An 18,960-nucleotide genomic window follows, 5' to 3' on the forward strand; every position below is an offset into this window, starting at 1 on the left:
CTCGCGGACGCCGACCCTCTCTCCTGGAGCTTCGCCCCGCCATGGATGCCATCGCCCTGGGCCCCGTGCTGATCTCCGTGCCCCGTCTCTATGCCTTCGCCGCTGCCCTGCTCCTGCTGCTGGCCAGCGCCTGTCTGCTCGGCCTGCCACGGCGCGAACACATCCGCTGGTTCAATGGCCTGGTGCTGGCCTGGCTGGTTGGCGCCCGCCTCGGCCATGTGGCCCTGAACCTGGACGCCTACGTCGCCGCGCCGCTGGATATCGTCAAGCTCTGGCAGCCGGGCTTTCATGGCCTGTGGGGCATGGTGGCGGCACTGATCTGGACCGGCTGGGCCCTGCGCGCCCACCTGCTGCGCCTGATCGGTGCCATGGCCCTGGTGGTGGGCAGCTCGAGCCTGTGGCTGGTGCTGGTGACCCTGGCCCCGCTGGGCGACGACATGCCGCTCGGGGAGCTGCCCGAACTGGCCCTCGAGGACCTCGACGGCAACCCGGTCGAGCTGCGCTCGCTGCGCGGCGAGCTGGTGGTGGTCAACCTCTGGGCCACCTGGTGCCCCCCCTGCCTGCGCGAGATGCCGCTGCTGGCCGAGGCCGACACCCGCGACGGCGTGACGGTCGTGGTGGCCAACCAGGGCGAGGACCTGCTGCAGGTCGTTCGCTATCTCGACGAACAGGACCTGGCGTTCCGCTACCCGCTGCTCGACCCGAGCCAGGAGCTGATGGTGTTGACGGAGTCTCCCGGGCTACCCACCACGGTGCTGTTCGACGCCGAGGGGCGTGCCGTGGAGCGCCACGTGGGTGAGCTCAGTCGCGCCCAGCTCGACGGCTGGCTGCGGAAGCACTGACGCCGCTCCAGGGCTATCGCAGATAGCAGCATTGCTCGGGGCTGATCCGTCGGCAGGCCTGCGCGGAGGCGCTGTGAACCCCTCCCTGGGCGCTACCTTTTCCATCCCTGGAAAAGGACCTCCTCTTCGGCCTGCCCCCGGCGCCCCTCGCTACAGTCAACTGCGATAGCCCTGGACGCCGCTCGTCACCACTTAAGCCGCGCCGGCCTTTGCTGTAAGATACCGCGCCCTGCTGCCGCCATCCCGGCGTTGGCGGCGAACGAGCGCACCGTTTCAGCATCCTCCGAGGCATCATGAGCGACTATTCACCCGGCCAGCGCTGGATCAGCGACGGCGAAGCCGAACTCGGCCTGGGCACCATTCTCGGCTGCGACTTCCGCAGCGTCACCGTGCTCTTCGGCGCCAGCCAGGAAACCCGCACCTACAGCAGCCGTCAGGCTCCGCTCACCCGGGTGGCGTTCGGCAGCGGCGACCGCATCCAGGCCGCCGAGGGCTGGAACCTGACCGTCGACGACAGCAAGGAGGTCGACGGCCTGATCGTCTACATCGGCGAGGATGACCAGGGCGAGCTGCGCGAACTGCCCGAGGCCCAACTCGCCGACACCATGCAGTTCGACCAGGCCCGCGATCGCCTGCTCACCGGCCAGGTCGACCGCAACGACTGGTTCGACCTGCGCTTTCGCACCCTGCACCACTTCCACCGCATCGAGCAGAACCCGGCGCTGGGCCTGGCGGGGCCGCGCATCGACCTGATTCCCCACCAGCTCTACATCGCCGACGAGGTGGCCCGTCGTCACGCCCCGCGGGTGCTGCTCGCCGATGAGGTGGGCCTGGGCAAGACCATCGAGGCGGGCCTGATCCTGCACCGGCTGCTGCTCACCGGCCGCGCCGATCGGGCGCTGATCCTGGTGCCGGCGAGCCTCACCCACCAGTGGCTGGTGGAGCTGCTGCGCCGCTTCGCCCTCGAGGTGACCCTGCTCGACGAACAGCAGAGCCAGGCCCACGGCGAGGCCAACCCCTTCGAGACCGGCCAGCTGGTGCTGGCCAGCCAGGACTGGTTGTTCGCCAACCCCCACCGCCAGACCCAGGCCGAGGCCTGCGACTGGGACCTGCTGATCGTCGACGAGGCCCACCACCTCGAGTGGTCCGCCGAGATGGTGGGGCCGGGCTATGCCTGCGTGGAGCGGCTGGCGACGGCGGTGCCGGGCCTGCTGCTGCTCACCGCGACCCCGGAGCAGATGGGACTGGAAAGCCACTTCGCCCGGCTGCGGCTACTCGACCCGGACCGCTACCACAGCCTCGAGCGCTTCCGCGAGGAGGAGGCCCACTACGTCGAGGTGGCCGAGGCGATCGATGCCCTCGACCGCCTGCCCGGCGGGACGACCGACCGCGGGGACGACGATCGCCAGCGGATCACCGCGGTGATCGACGAGCCGGACAGCCTGGCGCTGCTCGAGGCCCTGGCCGATCACGAGAGCGACGCGGCCCGGCAGGCCGCCGCCCGCGACCAGCTGCGCGACCAGCTGCTCGACCGCCACGGCACCGGCCGGGTGATGTTCCGCAACAGCCGTCGCCACGTAGGCGGCTTTCCCGAGCGCCGCCTGCATGTCGCCCGCCTCGAGCTGCCGTCGTCCTACCGCCGGGTGCTGCGCCGCCTGGAGCGCGACGAGGACTACCTGGACGAGCTGCTGATCGAGACCGGCCTCGACCATCCGGAGGTGCTGGTCTACCTGGACACCATGTACCGGGCGCTGGCTGACGACCCGCTCAACACCGAGCCCTGGTGGCAGTTCGACCCCCGCGTCACCTGGCTGCTGGAGCGGCTCGCCGACACCGCTGAGGGCGGCTTCGCCGACGACAAGGTGCTGGTGATCGCCCATGACCGCGAGACCGCCCAGGGCCTGGCCGAGGGTCTGCGCGTGCTGGGCGGCTACCATGCCCCGGTGTTCCACGAGGGCCTCTCGCTGGTGGAGCGCGACCGCGCCGCCGCCGCCTTCGCCGACGAGGAGGAGGGCTGCCAGGTGCTGGTCTGCTCGGAGATCGGCTCCGAGGGGCGCAACTTCCAGTTCTGCCGCCACCTGGTGATGTTCGACCTGCCGCTGCATCCGGACCAGCTCGAGCAGCGCATCGGGCGGCTCGACCGCATCGGCCAGCGCCATGCCATCGAACTCCACGTGCCGGTGTTCGAGCAGAGCCCCGGCGAGAAGCTGCTGCGCTGGTACCATCAGGGCATGGACGCCTTCAGCAGCCCCCATGGGGTGGGCAGCGAGATCTTCGCCGCCTTCGGCGACGCCCTGGCCGACGCCCTGCTCGACGACGAGAGCCTCGCGGAGGTGATCGAGGAGACCCGGGCGCTGTTCGAGAGCCGCCTGGCCGAGCGCGACGCCGGCCGTAACCGCCTGCTGGAGCTCAACGCCTGTCGCTTCGATCGCGCCGAGACGGTCGCCGCGGCGATCCGCGAGCTCGACGAGGATCGCGCCCTGCCGCGCTACCTGGACCAGGCGCTGGACATCTTCGGCGTCGACAGCCAGGAGCTCGGTGGCGGCATCCTCCACCTGCGGCCGAGCCCGCAGATGCTCGACGGCCTGCCGGGGCTGGTGAAGGGCGAGGAGGGCTTCTCGGCCACCTTCTCCCGGCGGCTCGCCCTGGCCCGTGACGACGTCCAGCGCCTTTCCTGGGAGCACCCCCTGCTGCGCGAGATGATGGGGCGCATCCTCGACGGCACCATGGGCAATACGGCCCTGGCGCTGCTCAAGCATCCGTCGATTCCCGCCGGCCGGCTGATGGCCGAACTGGTCTTCCGCACCCACTGCCCGGCGCCCAAGCGATTGCACCTCAACCGCTTCCTGCCACCTACCGCAGTGCGGATACTGCTCGACGAATCCGGCGCCAGCCTCACCGACAAGGTCTCCTTCACCGGGCTGTCGAAGAACCTGCAGAAGGTCAAGAAGGCCATGGCCCGCGACCTGATCCGCAGCCGCCACGACCAGCTGCGCGAGCTGATCGACCGCGGCGAGACGGAAGCCGAGCGGGAGCTCTCCTCCATCGTCGAGGCGGCCCAGCGGCGCATGCGTGCCGAACTGGACGGTGAACTCAACCGCCTGGAGGCGCTGGCCCTCCACAACCCGGCGGTCCGCGACGACGAGCTCCAGGCCCTGCGCGAGGAGCGCAGCGCCCTGGACGCCGCCATCGAGGGCACCCGCCTGCGCCTGGACGCCGTGCGGGTCATCGTCACGGTGGGCGAGGAGACGCGCTGAGGCCATCTAGCCCGGAAAATGCCTCGGGGCTGATCCGGCGATACGGCTCAGGACATCAGCCCAGGATATCGGCCAGGGCCTGCTCCAGCGTCGGGAACTTGAACTCGAAGCCGGCGTCGAGCAGGCGTTGCGGGCGCATGTCGGCCCCGGTCAGCAACAGCCGCGACATCTCGCCGAAGGCGGTCTCGAGCACGATGGCGGGCACCGGGAAGATCGCCGGGCGGCCCAGCTGCTTCGCCAGCACCCGGGTGAACTCCGCATTGGTCACCGGATGCGGCGCACTGCCGTTGAAGGGCCCCTCGAGCTCCTCGCCGTCGAGCAGGAAGAGGATCGCCCGCACCAGGTCCTCCCGGTGCACCCAGGGCATGAACTGGGTGCCGTCACCGAACCGCCCCCCCAGGCCCAGCTTGAACGGCGGCAGCATCTTCTGCAGGCTGCCGCCGCCGGCGTCGAGCACCAGGCCGATGCGCAGGATCGCCACGCGGGTGCCGAAGTCCGCCGCCTCCCTGGCGGCATCCTCCCAGCGCTTGCACAGGCGATAGGCGAACTCGTCATGGGGCGGGGTCTCCTCGGTCACCTCCCGGTCGCCCTGGTCGCCGTAGTAGCCCATGGCCGAGGCCGACACCATCACGGCGGGCGCGCGCCCGCCGGTCGCGGTGAGCTGTTCGCAGAGCATCACCAGGTCGCGGGTGATATTGACCCGCGAGTCGATGAGCCGCTTCTTCTGGTCGTCGCTCCAGCGCCGGGCGGCGATGGACTCGCCGGCCAGGTTGACGATGGCGTCCGGCGGAGTGTCGACGAAATCCAGCACCGAACGGCGGATGTCGGTGCCGCTCGGCAAGCGGTCACGCACCCGGTCCGGCTCCCGGGAGACCACCAGCAGGCGATGCCCGGCCTCCTTGAGCCGCCGACACAGCCGCTGCCCGACGAAGCCGCTCCCCCCCGTGATCAGCACTCGCATCGTGGATCCCTCCTCTGCGCCAATGAGTTATACAGTCGTTGTACACTTCTGCTAGTCTAGCTGAAAAGCCTTCAGCTGCGCGAGCCTGCGGTGTCCACGGCACTGCCCGCCTCGCCCCTGCGGGCCTGGACGCCCGGTTCCTCCCCCGGGCACTACCGAATCCCGACCCACGACAGAGGAGATCCACCGGCATGCGCTACGCCCTGATCCTGCTCGCCCACGGCTCCAGCGACCCTCGCTGGCGGGCCCCCTTCGAGCACTTGGCCGAGGCACTCGCCCGCCGCCTGGAGACCCCCTTGCAACTCGCCTACATGGAACTCAGCGAGCCCTCCCTGGAAACCACCGTGGCCGAGCTGGCCGCGGCGGGGGTCGAGCGCGCCGAGATCCTGCCGCTGTTCTTCGCCGCGGGGCGCCACCTGCGCCAGGACGTCCCCGGGCAGGTCGAGGTCCTCGCCGAGGCCCACCCCGGCATCGACCTGCGCCTGCTGCCACCGGTGGGCGAGCACCCGGCCTTCGTCGAGGCCCTGGCCGCCGTGATCGCCGAACAGGCCGGGGAAGCCTCCTCCGGCTGAAAGGTCGGGGCGGATACCCGGCACCATGTTGTACATTGACAGTGACTTGTACAAAATCAGCCCCTGAACGCCGGCCGCCTCGACACCGGCGGGGCAAGGGATCAGCAAGAGGCACAGCCGCCCATGAGTGACAAGGCGACCCACCCGGCCGACACACCGCTCTACCCGATCCGGGAGGTCTCCCGGCTGACCGGCGTCAATTCGGTCACCCTGCGGGCCTGGGAGCGCCGTTACGGCCTGATCAGGCCCCGCCGCACACCCAAGGGCCACCGCCTCTACGCCCGTGACGACATCGAGCGCATCGAACGCATCCTCCAGTGGCTGAGCCGCGGCGTGCCGGTCAGCCAGGTCCGCGAGCTGCTCGAGCAACCCGAGCCGGCCGAGTCGCCGACGCCCTCCGCCGGCGACTGGCCGAGCCAGCGACACCAGCTGGTCGCCGCCCTGGAAGCCTTCGACCTGATCCGGCTGGAGACCCTGTTCAACCAGAGCCTGGCGCTCTACCCGGTGACGACCTGCATCGCCGAATTCTGGCAGCCGGTGGTCCGCGAGCTGGAGGAGCGCTGGGACGACCAGCTCGGGGCCCTGCTCCAGCGCCGCACCCTCGAGGCCTTCCTGCGCACCCGTATCGGCACGCGGCTCTATCATGCCAACCAGAGCGCCGCCGGCCCGCTGGTGCTGATCGGCCAGTTGCCGGACGACCCCGGTCCGCTGTGGATGCTGCTGGCGGCGCTGACCGCCAGCGACCAGGGCTATCGGGTGCAGCTGTTCGATGCCCCCCTGCCGTTCACCGAGCTGCCGCTGGCCATGGAGCGCTTCCACGCCGCGGCCCTGCTGCTCGCCAGCGGCAAGGCCGAGCGCGCCGACCTGATCCGCCGCCAGCTGCCGCGCCTGGCCGAGCAGCTCGATGCTCCCCTCGCCCTGTGCGGCCCGGTGGCTCGCATCCGGGCCGCCGAGCTGGACCCGAGCCGGGTCGAAGTGCTCGGCGACGACCTGCCCGAGGCCATCACCCGCCTGGGTTCGCTGATCCGGGATAGCTGAACGACCGCTGGAGCCCCCATGCCCGCCCCCATCCTGATCTGGTTCCGCAGCGACCTGCGCGTCCACGACAACCGCGCCCTGGCCGCCGCCGCCCGCCAGGGGCCGGTGGTCGCGGTCTTCCTGCGCTGCCTGCCCCACTGGCAGCGCCACGGCCACGGCGCCAACAAGCTCGACTTCTGGGCCCGCGGGGTGGCGGCCCTCAAGGTCTCCCTCGAGGGCCTCCACATTCCGCTGCTCCACCGGGAGCTCGACGACTTCGCCGAGGCCCCGGCGGCGCTGCTGGCCGTCGCCCGGGACACCGGCGCCCGGACACTGCACTTCAACCATGAGTACCCCCTCGACGAGAGGCGCCGCGACGAAGCCGTGATCGGCGCCTTCGCGGCCGCCGGCCTGGCGGCCCGGGGCCATCACGACAGCGTCGCCTTTGCTCCCGGTGAACTGCTCACCGGCAAGGGCGACGTCTACGGCGTCTTCACCCCCTTCGCCAAGGCCTGGCACCACCGGCTTAGCGCAGAGCGCATCGCCCTGCACGAGGCGCCGGCGCCCCAGGCACGCCTGCCCATCGCCCCGGACCCGCTGCCCGAGCTGCCGGCACTCGACGACCCCCCGGTCGATGACCGGCTCTGGCCCGCCGGCGAGGGCCCCGCCGCCGACCGGCTCGAGCGCTTCCTGTGCTTTCGCGGCCGCCACTATGCCCGCCAGCGCGACGTCCCGGCGATCCGCGGCACCAGCGAGCTGTCGCCCTACCTGGCGCTGGGGATGCTCTCCCACCGCCGGTGCCTGCAGGCGGTGCTGGCCGAGAACGCCGGCAGCCTCGCCGAGGGCGATGCGGGGCTCACGGCCTGGGTCAACGAACTGGTGTGGCGGGAGTTCTACCGGCACGTCGCCTTCGGCTTTCCCCGGGTCTGTCGCCGTCGCGCCTTCCAGGCCCACACCGAGGCCCTCGCCTGGCGCGACGACGACGCCGGCTTTCGTGCCTGGTGCGAGGGGCGCACCGGCTATCCCATCGTCGATGCGGCCATGCGCCAGCTGGTGGCCACCGGCTGGATGCACAACCGCCTGCGCATGATCACCGCCATGTTCCTGGCCAAGCACCTGCTGATCGACTGGCGCCACGGCGAGGCCTTCTTCCTGCGCCACCTGGTCGACGGCGAGTTCTGCGCCAACAACGGCGGCTGGCAGTGGGCGGCCTCCACCGGCACCGATGCCGCCCCCTACTTCCGCATCTTCAACCCCACCACCCAGTCGCAGCGCTTCGACCCGGACGGCGCCTTCCTCGCCGAGTGGCTGCCCGAGCTCGCCGCCTTGCCGGTCCGGGCCCGCCATGCACCGCCCCGGGACCCGGTCGGCGGCCTCGACTACCCGCCCCCCATCGTCGACCACAAGGCCGCCCGGGCCCGCGCCCTGGACGCCTTCAAGGCCCTCAGGCCGGCCTGACCCCCGCTCACTCCACCGGGAGGACATCGCCATGCACCGGGCCCGCCCAGGCTAGGCGGTCGCTTCCGCCGCCACCCGCGCCCCGCCGGGCGGCCCCCCGGCCGAGTCGTGCTCCTGCCACTGCGCCTCGAGCAGCTCTGCCGGCAAGGGGCGGGCATAGAGGAAGCCCTGCACCAGCGAGCAGCCCGCCGCCTGCAGGAAGTCGCGCTGGGCGATCGTTTCCACCCCCTCGGCGATCACCTGGAGCTCGAGCCCCCGGGCCATGGCCAGCACCGCGCCGACGATGGCCGCATCGGCCCGATCGTCGGGCAGGGCCTTGATGAAGGCGCGGTCGAGCTTGAGCTTGTCCAGCGGCAACTTCTTCAGGTAGCCCAGCGACGAATAGCCGGTGCCGAAGTCATCGATGGCGATGGGGTGGCCACGCCCGCGCAACACGCCGAGGCGCGGGGCGATATCGCCGGCCCGCTCGTCGAGCAGCACCGACTCGGTGATCTCCAGGCCGAGCAGCCCCGGGGGGATGCCGTGACGGGCAAGCCCGGCGGCGAGCGCCGTCTCCAGCTCGCCCTGGAACATCTGCAGCGCCGAGACGTTGACCCACACCGGCACCTCGGGCATGCCGAGACGCCGCCAGCGGGCCAGTTGCGCCAGCGCCTGGTCGATCACCCAGTTGCCCAGCGAGGCCATCAGGCCGTGACGCTCGGCCAGTGGGATGAAGTCCGCCGGCGAGATCATCCCGTCCCGTGGATGTCGCCAGCGCAGCAGCGCCTCGAGCCCCACCAGGGCGCCATCCGCCAGGTGGTGCTGCCCCTGGTAGTGGAGTTCCAGCTGGGTACCGGTGGCCAGGGCATGGCGCAGCTCGTTGACCAGCCCCAGCTGCGGACTGTCCTGCATGTCCAGCGACGGCCGGAAGCGCTGGCTGTGGTTGCGGCCATGGCGCTTGGCGGCATAGAGGGCCGACTCCAGCCGCTGGAAGAGCACGCCGGACTCGCGACCGTCCTCGGGCGCCCGGCAGCTGCCGATGGTCAGGCCGAAGCGCAGCGAGTGCCCCTCGATCTCGAAGGGTTCGCCCAGGTGGGCCTGGAGGCCGGCAATCCAGTGGTCATGATCATCGAAGGTGGTGGTGCGGATCACCAGGAACTCGTCGCCGCCAAGGCGACCCACCACGCCGCCGGCCACATGGCCGGCGAGCCGCTGGCCGAAGCGCGCCAGCAGGCGGTCGCCCATCTCCACCCCCAGCCCATCGTTGATCGACTTGAAGCCATCGATGTCGATCATCGCCATGTCCAGGCTCTCGCCGGCCCGCAGGTGGCGCAGCCGGGAGTCGAGCAGGTCGTGCAGGCGACGGCGGTTGGGCAGGCCGGTGAGCGGGTCCTCGAAGCCGATGCGTCGCAGGTCCCGCTCCCGGGCCTTGTGCATCGAGATGTCGGTGAACAGGCAGACATGGTGGGTGGTCCGGCCCCGGTCATCGCTGACCGCTCGGACCCTCAGCCACTCGGGGTACTCGTCGCCGTGCTTGCGTCGGTTCCAGATCTCCCCCTCCCAGCGTCCGGTAGTGCGCAGCGTCTGCCAGTAGCGCTCGAAGAAGGCCTTGTCGTGACGCGGCGCGGAGAGTGTGGTGGCGTTGCGCCCGCGCACTTCCTCGGCGGTATAGCCGGTGATGCGGGTGAAGGCGGGGTTGACCGCCTGGATGCGATTGTCGGCGTCGGTGATGATCACCCCGTCTTCCGACAGCGCCAGGGCATCCTGGCCCAGGCGGGCCCGCTGGTGCTCCAGGCGGACCTGCCGCCAGGCGTCCATCAGGCCCAGCGCCACCAGGGAGGCGGCCGCCAGGCGAAGGGCGACGCCGGGCAACCAGACGCTCGCCGACAAGGCGGCCAGGCCGATCCAGAGCAGCGGGCGATTGAGCGTGAAGGCTGGCCACATGGCAGAAGGCTCGGCTCGGGCAGGTGAGGGGCATCGCGTCTGGCGCGGGCGGTTTCGTTCCCCCGATATCGGCCGACTGCCGCATAACTGTAACCCGGCATCGGCCGGCAACTTTCAACGCCAGCGGCCCGACGTGCATTCCCGGGCCACGGACAGTAGACTAGTCGGGGCCGCTCGGCGGCAGCATGCCGCTCGCGGCAGACAACAATGTCGACTCTCGGAATGACTCAGTGACCAAGCAACACTCCTTTGATCGCGAAGAACTGCTGGCCTGCTCACGCGGCGAGCTGTTCGGCCCGGGCAACGCCCAGTTGCCGGCTCCCAACATGCTGATGCTCGACCGCATCACGCGCATCTACGAAGACGGCGGCGACCACGGCAAGGGCGAGCTGATCGCCGAGCTGGATATCCGTCCCGACCTGTGGTTCTTCGACTGCCACTTCCCCGGCGACCCGGTGATGCCCGGCTGTCTGGGCCTCGATGCCATGTGGCAGCTGGTCGGCTTCTACCTGGGCTGGCTGGGCCACCCGGGTCGTGGCCGGGCACTGGGCTGCGGCGAGGTCAAGTTCACCGGCCAGATCCTGCCCGAGGCACAGAAGGTCACCTACCGGATCAACATCAAGCGCATCATCACCCGGCGCTTGATCCTCGGCATGGCCGACGGCACCGTGTGCGTCGATGGCCGCGACATCTATCAGGCCAATGACCTGCGCGTCGGCCTGTTCACCTCCACTGCGAACTTCTGATCAGGAGGCTTCCATGCGACGAGTGGTAGTCACCGGCCTGGGCATCGTGTCCTGCCTGGGCAACGACCGGCAACAGGTTCTCGAGGCGCTCAAGGCCGGGCGCTCCGGTATTCGCTTCAAGGAGGAGTACGCCGAGCGCGGCTTTCGCAGTCAGGTGGCCGGCGTCGTCGACATCGACCTCGACGCCCTGATCGACCGCAAGCTTCTCCGCTTCATGGGCGATGCGGCGGCCTACGCCTATGTCTCCATGGCCCAGGCCATCGAGGATGCGGGCCTCGCCCCGGAGCAGGTCTCCAACGAGCGCACCGGCCTGATCGCCGGTTCCGGCGGCGCCTCCAGCGCCAACCAGGTCGAGGCCGCCGACGTGATGCGCGCGAAGGGCCTGCGCCGGGTCGGCCCCTATCGGGTCACCCGCACCATGGGCAGCACCGTTTCCGCCTGCCTGGCCACGCCGTTCAGGATCAAGGGGGTCAACTACTCGATCTCCTCGGCCTGCGCCACCTCGGCCCACTGCATCGGCAGCGCCATGGAGCAGATCCAGATGGGCAAGCAGGACGTGGTCTTCGCCGGCGGCGGCGAAGAGGAGCACTGGACCCTGTCGTGCCTGTTTGACGCCATGGGGGCGCTCTCCACCCAGTATAACGAGACGCCCGACAAGGCCTCGCGGCCCTACGACAAGGGCCGCGACGGCTTCGTCATCGCCGGTGGTGGCGGCATGCTGGTGCTCGAGGAACTCGAGCACGCTCGTGCCCGCGGCGCCAGGATCTACGCCGAAGTCACCGGCTACGGTGCCACTTCAGACGGCCACGACATGGTGGCGCCCTCCGGCGAGGGCGCGGCACGCTGCATGCGTCAGGCGCTGGCCACCGTGGATGGCGAGATCGACTACATCAACACCCACGGCACCTCCACCCCGGTGGGCGATGTCGCCGAGCTCAAGGCGATCCGCGAGGTGTTCGGCGACAGCACTCCGGCGATGAGCTCCACCAAGTCATTGACCGGCCACTCCCTGGGGGCCACCGGCGTGCAGGAGGCGATCTATTCGCTGCTGATGATGGAGAACGCTTTCATCACCGCCTCCGCCAACGTCGAGACCCTCGACGCACAGGCCGACGGCTTCGACATCGTCACCACCCGGCGCGACGGCGTGAAGGTCGAACGCGTGCTCACCAACAGCTTCGGCTTCGGCGGCACCAACGCCTGCCTGGTGCTGGAGAAGTTCCGCGACTGACACCCGGCGGAGCCGGGCCGACACGCAAGAGGCGCCCCATCGGGGCGCCTCTTGCGTCAGGCGGGCAGCGACCGGTCCGTCACGCCGTCGGTTTCTCGGTGGCCGTGGCCGTCTCCGGCGCCGTCGGCCGGGGAATCTCGGAGATCTCCGCCAGCCGCGCCTCGATCCAGGCCTCCACCTCGACCAGCACCTCCTCGGGCGTCCGTCCCAGGGTCTCGATGGGCTCACCCACCACCAGCGAGAGCCGCCCCGGGTTCTTCACCCAGTACCGGCCCGGCCAGCGCTCGCCGGCATTGTGGGCCACCGGCACCACCGGCCGCCCCGCGCGACAGGCAATCACCGCGCCGCTCTTGTTGTAGCGGCGGCGCCTGCCCGGGGGCACCCGCGTCCCCTCCGGGAAGATCAGTACCGAGAGGCCCTCCTCCAGGCGCGACTTGCCCTGGCTGAGCACCTGCCGCATGGCCCGGGCCGGCTTGGAGCGATCCAGGGCAATGGGATGCAGCAGGCGCAGCCCCCAGCCGAACAGGGGAATACGCAGCAGTTCCTGCTTGAGTACCGTGCATACCGGCGGCTTGAGCAACTGCAGGTAGACGGTTTCCCACTCGCACTGGTGATTGGCCAGGATCACGCAGGGCCCCTCGGGCAACCGCTCGCGCCCGCGAATGTCGTAGCGCACCCCGCAGGTCACCCGGAACCAGGCGATGATGAAGTGGTTGTAGAGGTTGAGCAGCCGGTAGCGCCGCGACAGCGGCAGCAGCGGCGCCACCGGCACGAACAGCACCCCGCAGACCAGCATGGCCAGGAAGTAGCCGGCATAGAACAGCAGGCTGCGCAGGACGTTCATGGCCTCTCGTCGACCTCCGTGTCGGGGCGGCAGCGGTCATAGCCCCGGAACCAGGCATCCAGCATGCGACCCAGTTCCAGCCGCCAGGGTTTCTGGTGTACGCCGAACACCTCCAGGACCCGGCGGCAGTTGAGCACCCGGCGCAACGGCTGGTCATGGTGGTGGTGGAGCGCCTTGACGCTGCCCAGCTCGAGGCATTCGCCACGCCCCTCCAGCCGGGTCGCCAGTTGGGTGCGCACCATGGAGATGAAGGTGTAGGCACTGACCGGCTCGGTGCCGGCCAGGTGATAGCTGCCCCAGGCACCGGCACCGCAGTGCTGCTGCTGGAGCATGCCGATCAGCGCCATGGCCACGGCATCCGCCGAGGTCGGACAGAAGGTCACGTCGGACTCGCCGCGCACCTCCCCGCCGGCCACCAGGGTATCGATCAGTTCATTCAGCCAGGCGTTGCTGCCCTCCAGGGCGAACAGCGGCCCGAGCCGCACGATCAGATGGTGGGGGTGCTCGGCACGGATCCGGTCGCCGGTGACGATCAGCCGGCGCAGGCTCTCGTCGCGCGGGGCGGGGATGACATGCTCGTCGATCGGCGCCTCGAAGCCATCCTCGTAGAGCTGGTCGGAGACACACCACACCAGGGGCACGCCGGCCGCCAGGCAGGCCTCCAGGCACGTCTCCACCGCCTCGGCATGGGCCGTGACGGCGGCCGGCTCGGCGCTGATCGGCCGCGCCAGGGGCGGAATCACCAGCGCATCGGGGGCGATCTCCTCGAGCCGGCCCGCGTCGAGCGCGAGGCCGGCCTCGATGACCAGTTCGGTATCGCTACGCCGGTTGGCTTCCCGGGCCAGCGCCAGGCTCAGGCAGTGGCCGGCATCGAGTATCAGCAGCTTCACGGCGTCTCCTTCGGGTTCCGGCGCCGCCCGGGCGTCAGGTCCGGCTCGCTCAGAACGGGATCTCGTCGTCGAAGTCATCGAAGCTGCCCGGATCGGGGGCACCATAGTTGCCGCCCTGCTGGCCGCCGCCCTGCTGCGGGGCCGGTGCCGGCTGCGGGGCCGGTCGCTGCTGGGGCTGGCCGCCGCCGAAGCCGCCACCCTGCTGGGCCGCATTGCCGTAGCCACCCTGGGGCTGCTGCTGCCCCCCCGGATAACCGCCGCCCTGCTGGGCCATGCCACCGCCCTGCTGGGCCATGCCGCCACCCTGGGCGTCACCGCCGCCGCGGGAATCGAGCATCTGCATGTCATTGGCGACGATCTCGGTGCTGTAGCGATCCTGGCCGTCCTGGCCCTGCCACTTGCGGGTCTGCAGCCGTCCCTCGATGTAGATGCGCGACCCCTTCTTGAGGTACTGCTGGGCGATCTCGGCCAGCTTGTTGAACATCACCACCGTGTGCCATTCGGTGCGCTCCTGGCGCTGGCCGCTCTGGCGGTCCGTCCAGGTGTCGGTGGTGGCGAGACGCAGGTTGGCGACCGGGTTGCCGGAAGGCATGAAGCGCACTTCCGGGTCCTGCCCCAGGTTGCCGATGAGAATGACCTTGTTGACGCCACGGGCCATGAGGGACTCCTTGCTGTCGTGAATTCGTGATGCTGCGATATCGGTGGCGCGACGGGGCGCCCTGTGTCAGATCATACGCCGCTGTGATCCCTGCGTGTATCGATCAACCTTGCCAACGCCTCCTCGTCGAGGCGCTGGCGATCCACCTTGAGGTAGGCCAGCCGCTCCTCGGGCACCACCAGCACGTCCTCGACCCCGGCCACCTCGGCGAGATGTGCCATCAGCGTCTCCAGCGCATCGCCATGGTGCTCACCCTCCAGCGCCACCACTTCGCTGGAGAGGTGGCGTGGCGGCGTCATGCCGGCCATCAGCGCCAGCCACCCCAGACCGAGCAGGGCACAGCCGAGAAAGACCGCCGACAGCCCCCACTCCTGGGCCAGGAGCCCGCCCAGCACACCGCCCAGGAAGGCGCCGAGGAACTGGCTGGTGGAGTAGATGCCCATGGCGGTGCCCTTGGCCCCGGCCGGGGCCAGCTTGCTGAGCATCGATGGCAGGGTGGCCTCGAGCAGGTTGAAGGCGACGAAGAACAGCAGCAGCCAGCCGAACAGCCCCCAGCGACCCGCGGCGAGCCCCGCCAGCCCCCCCAGGCTCAGGGTGATGGCGGCGATCGCCAGCAGGCACATGGTCTTCATGCGTCGCTGCTTCTCGGCGACGATCACCAGCGGCACCATGATGGCGAAGGCCAGCACCATGATCCCCAGGTAGGCCAGCCCATGGCGCTCGAGGTCGATGCCTACCTCCAGCAGCCGGAAGGGCACGGCGACGAAGATCGCCATCAGGATCAGGTGCAGGGCGAAGATCGACAGGTCCATTCGCCACAGGTCGCTGCGTGCGATGATCGCCCGCCACTGGTCGCGGTCGATCCCCACGTCGCGGTGACGCAGGCGACGCGGCGCCGGCGGCACCAGCTTCCACAGGACCGCGAGCCCCAGCATGGCGAGCAAGGCGGTGAACCAGAACACCGCCGACAGGCCGAGCCAGGCCGCCAGCCAGGGGCCCAGCACCATGGCCACGGCGAAGGCCACCCCGATCGACAGGCCGATGGTGGCCATGGCCGCAGTGCGCACCTGCTCCCGGGTCTGGTCGGCGAGCAGCGCCATGATCGCCGCGGCCACCGCCCCGCTGCCCTGCAGGCAGCGCCCCAGGATCACACCGCCGATGGAGTCCGCCTGGGCGGCCACGACGCTGCCGAGCAGGAACAGCAGCAGACCGGCGGCGATCACCGGCTTGCGGCCGAGGCGATCGGAGAGCAACCCGAAGGGGATCTGCAGGATCGCCTGGGTGAGCCCGTAGACGCCCAGCGCCAGGCCCACCAGCAACGGCGTGGCGCCGCTCAGCTCGTCGGCATAGAGCGCCAGCACCGGCAACACCATGAACAACCCCAGCATGCGCGTGGCATAGAGGCCGGCAAGGCCGGCGATGGCACGCCGCTCGGTGGCTAACAGCAGTCCAGAGACCTTTCGCATAGGGTTTTCGGCATTCCGTGAGCGGGCATCGTCTGCCCGTTGGTGGACCGCACATTCTAGCGGCTCGCCACCCCCCAGGGAAAGCCACTCGCCGGCAACGCTTTTGCCGGCGATGCGGCGGCGGACGTATAATCGAGCCTTTGCCGTGCGTCTCGAGGTGGGAATGGACAGGATTCTGGTCAGGGGTGCCCGCACCCACAACCTCAAGCAGATCGATGTGGAGCTGCCACGCGACGCCCTGATCGTGGTCACCGGGCTCTCCGGTTCCGGAAAGTCGTCGCTGGCCTTCGACACCCTCTACGCCGAGGGCCAGCGGCGCTACGTGGAGTCGCTCTCCACCTATGCCCGGCAGTTCCTGTCGATGATGGAGAAGCCCGACGTCGACCACATCGAGGGGCTCTCGCCGGCGATCTCCATCGAGCAGAAGTCCACCTCCCACAACCCGCGCTCCACGGTGGGCACCATCACCGAGATCTACGACTACCTGCGCCTGCTGTTCGCCCGCGCCGGCACCCCGCGCTGCCCGGAGCACGGCGAGGATCTCGAAGCCCAGACCATCTCGCAGATGGTCGACCAGGTGCTGGCGCTGCCGGAGGGCAGCAAGTTGATGCTGCTGGCGCCGGTGGTCAAGGGCCGCAAGGGCGAGCACCTGCAGCTGCTCGCCGAACTCCGCGCCCAGGGCTTCGTGCGCGCCATGGTCGACGGCCAGGCGCTGGAGCTCGACGACATCGCCCCCCTGGACAAGAATCGCAAGCACGACATCAGCGTGGTGGTCGACCGCATCAAGGTCCGCGACGGCCTGGCCCAGCGCCTGGCCGAGTCCTTCGAGACGGCGCTGGCGCTCTCCGACGGCATCGCCGTGGTCCACTTCATGGACGGCGAACAGGCCGACATCCCCTTCTCGGCGCGCTTCGCCTGCCCGGTGTGCGGCTACTCCATCGCCGAGCTCGAGCCACGCATGTTCTCCTTCAACAATCCGGCCGGGGCCTGCCCCACCTGCGATGGCCTGGGGGTACAGCAGTTCTTCGACCCTGCCAAGCTGATCAGCCACCCGGAGCTGTCGCTTGCCGAGGGCGTGATCAAGGGCTGGGACCGTCGCAGCGTCTACTATTTCAACCAGCTCCAGGCGGTGGCCGACCACTATCGCTTCACCCTGGAGACCCCCTGGCAGGAGCTGGCCCGCCACGAGCGCGAGATCATCCTCCACGGCAGCGGCGGCGACGAGATCGCCTTCAGCTACGTCAACGACCGCGGACGCAAGGTGACCCGCGAGCACCCCTTCGAGGGGGTGCTGCCCAACATGCAGCGCCGCTACCGCGAGACGGAGTCGAGCATGGTGCGCGAGGAGCTGGCGCGCTTCGTCGCCGTACAGCCCTGCCCCACCTGTCACGGCTCGCGCCTGCGCAAGGAGGCGCGCCACGTCTACATCGACGACCGCCCCCTGCCGGCGATCGTCCACCTGCCGATCGGCGAGGCCCTGCGCTACTTCAGGGAGCTCACGCTGCCCGGCCGCAAGGGCGAGATCGCCATCAAGATCATCAACGAGATCCATGCTCGCCTGGAGTTCCTGGTCAACGTCGGCCTCGACTACCTCAACCTGGAGCGCAGCGCCGACACCCTCTCCGGCGGCGAGGCCCAGCGCATCCGCCTGGCCAGCCAGATCGGCGCCGGCCTGGTGGGGGTGATGTACATCCTCGACGAGCCCTCCATCGGCCTGCACCAGCGCGACAACGACCGCCTGCTCAAGACCCTCGAGCACCTGCGTGACCTGGGCAATACCGTGATCGTGGTCGAGCACGACGAGGAGGCCATCCGTGCCGCCGACCACGTGCTCGACATCGGCCCCGGCGCCGGGGTCCATGGCGGCCGCATCGTCGCCCAGGGTACGCCCGAAGAGATCATGGCCACGCCGGCGTCGCTGACCGGCCAATACCTGGCGGGCTCACGCCGCATCGAGGTCCCGCCCTGGCGCATTCCCGGCAACCCGGAGAAGGTGCTGCGCCTGGTCGGCGCCACCGGCAACAACCTGCGGGACGTCACCCTGGAGCTGCCGCTCGGGCTGCTGATCTGCGTCACCGGCGTCTCCGGCTCCGGCAAGTCGACGCTGATCAACGGCACCCTGATGCCGATCGCCGCCCGCGAGCTCAACAAGGCCACCAGCCTGACGCCGGAGGCCCACGACCACATCGAGGGGCTCGGGCTGCTCGACAAGGTGATCGACATCGACCAGAGCCCCATCGGGCGCACGCCGCGCTCCAACCCCGCCACCTACACCGGCATCTTCACGCCGATCCGCGAGCTCTTCGCCGGCACCCAGGAGGCCCGCTCGCGGGGCTACAAGCCGGGGCGCTTCTCCTTCAACGTCAAGGGCGGGCGCTGCGAGGCGTGCCAGGGCGAGGGCATGATCAAGGTCGAGATGCACTTCCTGCCGGACATCTACGTGCCCTGCGACGTCTGCAAGGGCAAGCGCTACAACCGCGAGACCCTGGAGATCGCCTACAAGGGCAAGAGCATCCACGAGGTGCTGGAGATGACCGTCGAGGAGGCGCTGGCGTTCTTCAGCCCGGTGCCGGCCATCGCCCGGCGCCTGCAGACGCTGATGGACGTGGGGCTCTCCTACATCCGCCTCGGCCAGAGCGCCACGACGCTGTCCGGCGGCGAGGCCCAGCGGGTCAAGCTGGCCCGCGAACTGGCCAAGCGCGACACCGGCAAGACCCTCTACATCCTCGACGAGCCGACCACCGGCCTGCACTTCGAGGACATCCGCCAGCTGCTCACCGTGCTGCACCGGCTGCGCGACCACGGCAACACCATCGTGGTGATCGAGCACAACCTGGACGTGATCAAGACCGCCGACTGGCTCATCGATCTCGGCCCCGAGGGCGGCTCCGGCGGCGGGCTCATCATCGCCGAGGGCACCCCGGAACAGGTCGCCCGCATGGAGGCCTCGCACACCGGGCGCTTCCTCAAGCCGCTGCTGGAGAAACAGGCAACGAGCCGCGAGCCACGGGCCGCGAGCGCAGCGGAGAGCTGAGCAAGCTCAAAAAAAACCGGCCCCTTTCGGGAGCCGGTTTTTCTCTTGCGCTGCCAAGGCC

General features: G+C 69.9%; 14 protein-coding genes. 8 read left to right on the forward strand and 6 right to left on the reverse strand.

Going from position 1 to position 18,960, the window contains the following annotated elements; translation table 11 throughout:
- The first annotated feature begins 41 nt into the window (after positions 1-41).
- Positions 42-842, forward strand: a complete 801-nt coding sequence (locus CR157_RS20200; RefSeq protein WP_110285339.1) for a TlpA disulfide reductase family protein — start codon at positions 42-44, stop codon at positions 840-842.
- A 293-nt stretch (positions 843-1,135) separates the two neighbouring features.
- Positions 1,136-4,099 (forward strand): RNA polymerase-associated protein RapA, encoded by a 2,964-nt coding sequence (gene rapA / locus CR157_RS20205; RefSeq protein ID WP_110285340.1) that lies wholly within the window; start codon positions 1,136-1,138, stop codon positions 4,097-4,099.
- Positions 4,100-4,154: 55 nt separating this feature from the next.
- Here the strand turns inward: rapA and CR157_RS20210 are convergent, their stop codons facing one another.
- Positions 4,155-5,060, reverse strand: coding sequence for a TIGR01777 family oxidoreductase (locus tag CR157_RS20210; protein ID WP_110285341.1), 906 nt, complete (start codon positions 5,058-5,060; stop codon positions 4,155-4,157).
- Positions 5,061-5,251: 191 nt separating this feature from the next.
- Here CR157_RS20210 and CR157_RS20215 point away from each other — a divergent pair, with 191 nt between their 5' ends.
- The 3 genes from CR157_RS20215 to phrB all read left to right on the forward strand — a co-directional run bounded on the left by CR157_RS20215 (position 5,252) and on the right by phrB (position 8,107).
- Positions 5,252-5,632 carry a sirohydrochlorin chelatase gene (locus tag CR157_RS20215; RefSeq protein ID WP_110285342.1) on the forward strand — a complete coding sequence of 127 codons (381 nt, stop codon included), beginning with the start codon at positions 5,252-5,254 and terminating at the stop codon, positions 5,630-5,632.
- 123 nt (positions 5,633-5,755) lie between these two features.
- On the forward strand, positions 5,756-6,670 hold the full coding sequence (locus CR157_RS20220; RefSeq protein WP_110285343.1) for a MerR family transcriptional regulator: 915 nt from the start codon (positions 5,756-5,758) through the stop codon (positions 6,668-6,670).
- An 18-nt stretch (positions 6,671-6,688) separates the two neighbouring features.
- Positions 6,689-8,107, forward strand: coding sequence for a deoxyribodipyrimidine photo-lyase (gene phrB, locus CR157_RS20225; protein WP_110285344.1), 1,419 nt, complete (start codon positions 6,689-6,691; stop codon positions 8,105-8,107).
- Positions 8,108-8,158: 51 nt separating this feature from the next.
- Here phrB and CR157_RS20230 read toward each other — a convergent pair whose 3' ends face one another.
- Complete coding sequence (locus CR157_RS20230; protein WP_110285345.1) at positions 8,159-10,030, reverse strand: putative bifunctional diguanylate cyclase/phosphodiesterase; 1,872 nt, start codon at positions 10,028-10,030, stop codon at positions 8,159-8,161.
- 230 nt (positions 10,031-10,260) lie between these two features.
- On the opposite strand from CR157_RS20230, the gene fabA reads away from it, so the two are divergent.
- Both fabA and fabB read left to right on the forward strand, forming a co-directional pair.
- Positions 10,261-10,776: a 3-hydroxyacyl-[acyl-carrier-protein] dehydratase FabA gene (gene fabA, locus CR157_RS20235; protein WP_110285346.1), complete on the forward strand. Its 516-nt coding sequence runs from the start codon at positions 10,261-10,263 to the stop codon at positions 10,774-10,776.
- A gap of 13 nt (positions 10,777-10,789) precedes the next feature.
- Complete coding sequence (gene fabB, locus CR157_RS20240) at positions 10,790-12,007, forward strand: beta-ketoacyl-ACP synthase I (RefSeq protein ID WP_110285347.1); 1,218 nt, start codon at positions 10,790-10,792, stop codon at positions 12,005-12,007.
- Between the two features lie 79 nt (positions 12,008-12,086).
- Here the strand turns inward: fabB and CR157_RS20245 are convergent, their stop codons facing one another.
- The 4 genes from CR157_RS20245 to CR157_RS20260 all read right to left on the reverse strand — a co-directional run bounded on the left by CR157_RS20245 (position 12,087) and on the right by CR157_RS20260 (position 15,865).
- Positions 12,087-12,851, reverse strand: a complete 765-nt coding sequence (locus tag CR157_RS20245; protein ID WP_110285348.1) for a lysophospholipid acyltransferase family protein — start codon at positions 12,849-12,851, stop codon at positions 12,087-12,089.
- Positions 12,848-13,741 carry a sugar nucleotide-binding protein gene (locus tag CR157_RS20250; protein WP_110285349.1) on the reverse strand — a complete coding sequence of 298 codons (894 nt, stop codon included), beginning with the start codon at positions 13,739-13,741 and terminating at the stop codon, positions 12,848-12,850. Before CR157_RS20250 ends, CR157_RS20245 begins: the two co-directional genes overlap by 4 nt.
- Before the next feature lie 49 nt (positions 13,742-13,790).
- On the reverse strand, positions 13,791-14,399 hold the full coding sequence (ssb, locus tag CR157_RS20255; RefSeq protein ID WP_110285350.1) for a single-stranded DNA-binding protein: 609 nt from the start codon (positions 14,397-14,399) through the stop codon (positions 13,791-13,793).
- A gap of 71 nt (positions 14,400-14,470) precedes the next feature.
- Complete coding sequence (locus CR157_RS20260; RefSeq protein WP_110285351.1) at positions 14,471-15,865, reverse strand: MFS transporter; 1,395 nt, start codon at positions 15,863-15,865, stop codon at positions 14,471-14,473.
- A 163-nt stretch (positions 15,866-16,028) separates the two neighbouring features.
- On the opposite strand from CR157_RS20260, the gene uvrA reads away from it, so the two are divergent.
- The gene (gene uvrA, locus CR157_RS20265; RefSeq protein ID WP_110285352.1) at positions 16,029-18,899 is read left to right on the forward strand and encodes an excinuclease ABC subunit UvrA; all 2,871 of its coding nucleotides are present in this window, start codon (positions 16,029-16,031) and stop codon (positions 18,897-18,899) included.
- Positions 18,900-18,960: the final 61 nt, after the last annotated feature.

The sequence above is a fragment of the Halomonas sp. LBP4 genome (assembly GCF_003202205.1).
Classification (GTDB): Bacteria; Pseudomonadota; Gammaproteobacteria; order Pseudomonadales; family Halomonadaceae; genus Halomonas; species Halomonas flagellata.

Bases quoted from the DNA above. Each gene is read 5' to 3' on its own strand.
- CR157_RS20200 (WP_110285339.1), top strand. From the start codon at position 42: ATGGATGCCATCGCCCTGGGCCCCGTGCTGATCTCCGTGCCCCGTCTC.
- rapA (WP_110285340.1), top strand. From the start codon at position 1,136: ATGAGCGACTATTCACCCGGCCAGCGCTGGATCAGCGACGGCGAAGCC.
- CR157_RS20210 (WP_110285341.1), bottom strand. From the start codon at position 5,060: ATGCGAGTGCTGATCACGGGGGGGAGCGGCTTCGTCGGGCAGCGGCTG.
- CR157_RS20215 (WP_110285342.1), top strand. From the start codon at position 5,252: ATGCGCTACGCCCTGATCCTGCTCGCCCACGGCTCCAGCGACCCTCGC.
- CR157_RS20220 (WP_110285343.1), top strand. From the start codon at position 5,756: ATGAGTGACAAGGCGACCCACCCGGCCGACACACCGCTCTACCCGATC.
- phrB (WP_110285344.1), top strand. From the start codon at position 6,689: ATGCCCGCCCCCATCCTGATCTGGTTCCGCAGCGACCTGCGCGTCCAC.
- CR157_RS20230 (WP_110285345.1), bottom strand. From the start codon at position 10,030: ATGTGGCCAGCCTTCACGCTCAATCGCCCGCTGCTCTGGATCGGCCTG.
- fabB (WP_110285347.1), top strand. From the start codon at position 10,790: ATGCGACGAGTGGTAGTCACCGGCCTGGGCATCGTGTCCTGCCTGGGC.
- CR157_RS20245 (WP_110285348.1), bottom strand. From the start codon at position 12,851: ATGAACGTCCTGCGCAGCCTGCTGTTCTATGCCGGCTACTTCCTGGCC.
- ssb (WP_110285350.1), bottom strand. From the start codon at position 14,399: ATGGCCCGTGGCGTCAACAAGGTCATTCTCATCGGCAACCTGGGGCAG.
- CR157_RS20260 (WP_110285351.1), bottom strand. From the start codon at position 15,865: ATGCGAAAGGTCTCTGGACTGCTGTTAGCCACCGAGCGGCGTGCCATC.
- uvrA (WP_110285352.1), top strand. From the start codon at position 16,029: ATGGACAGGATTCTGGTCAGGGGTGCCCGCACCCACAACCTCAAGCAG.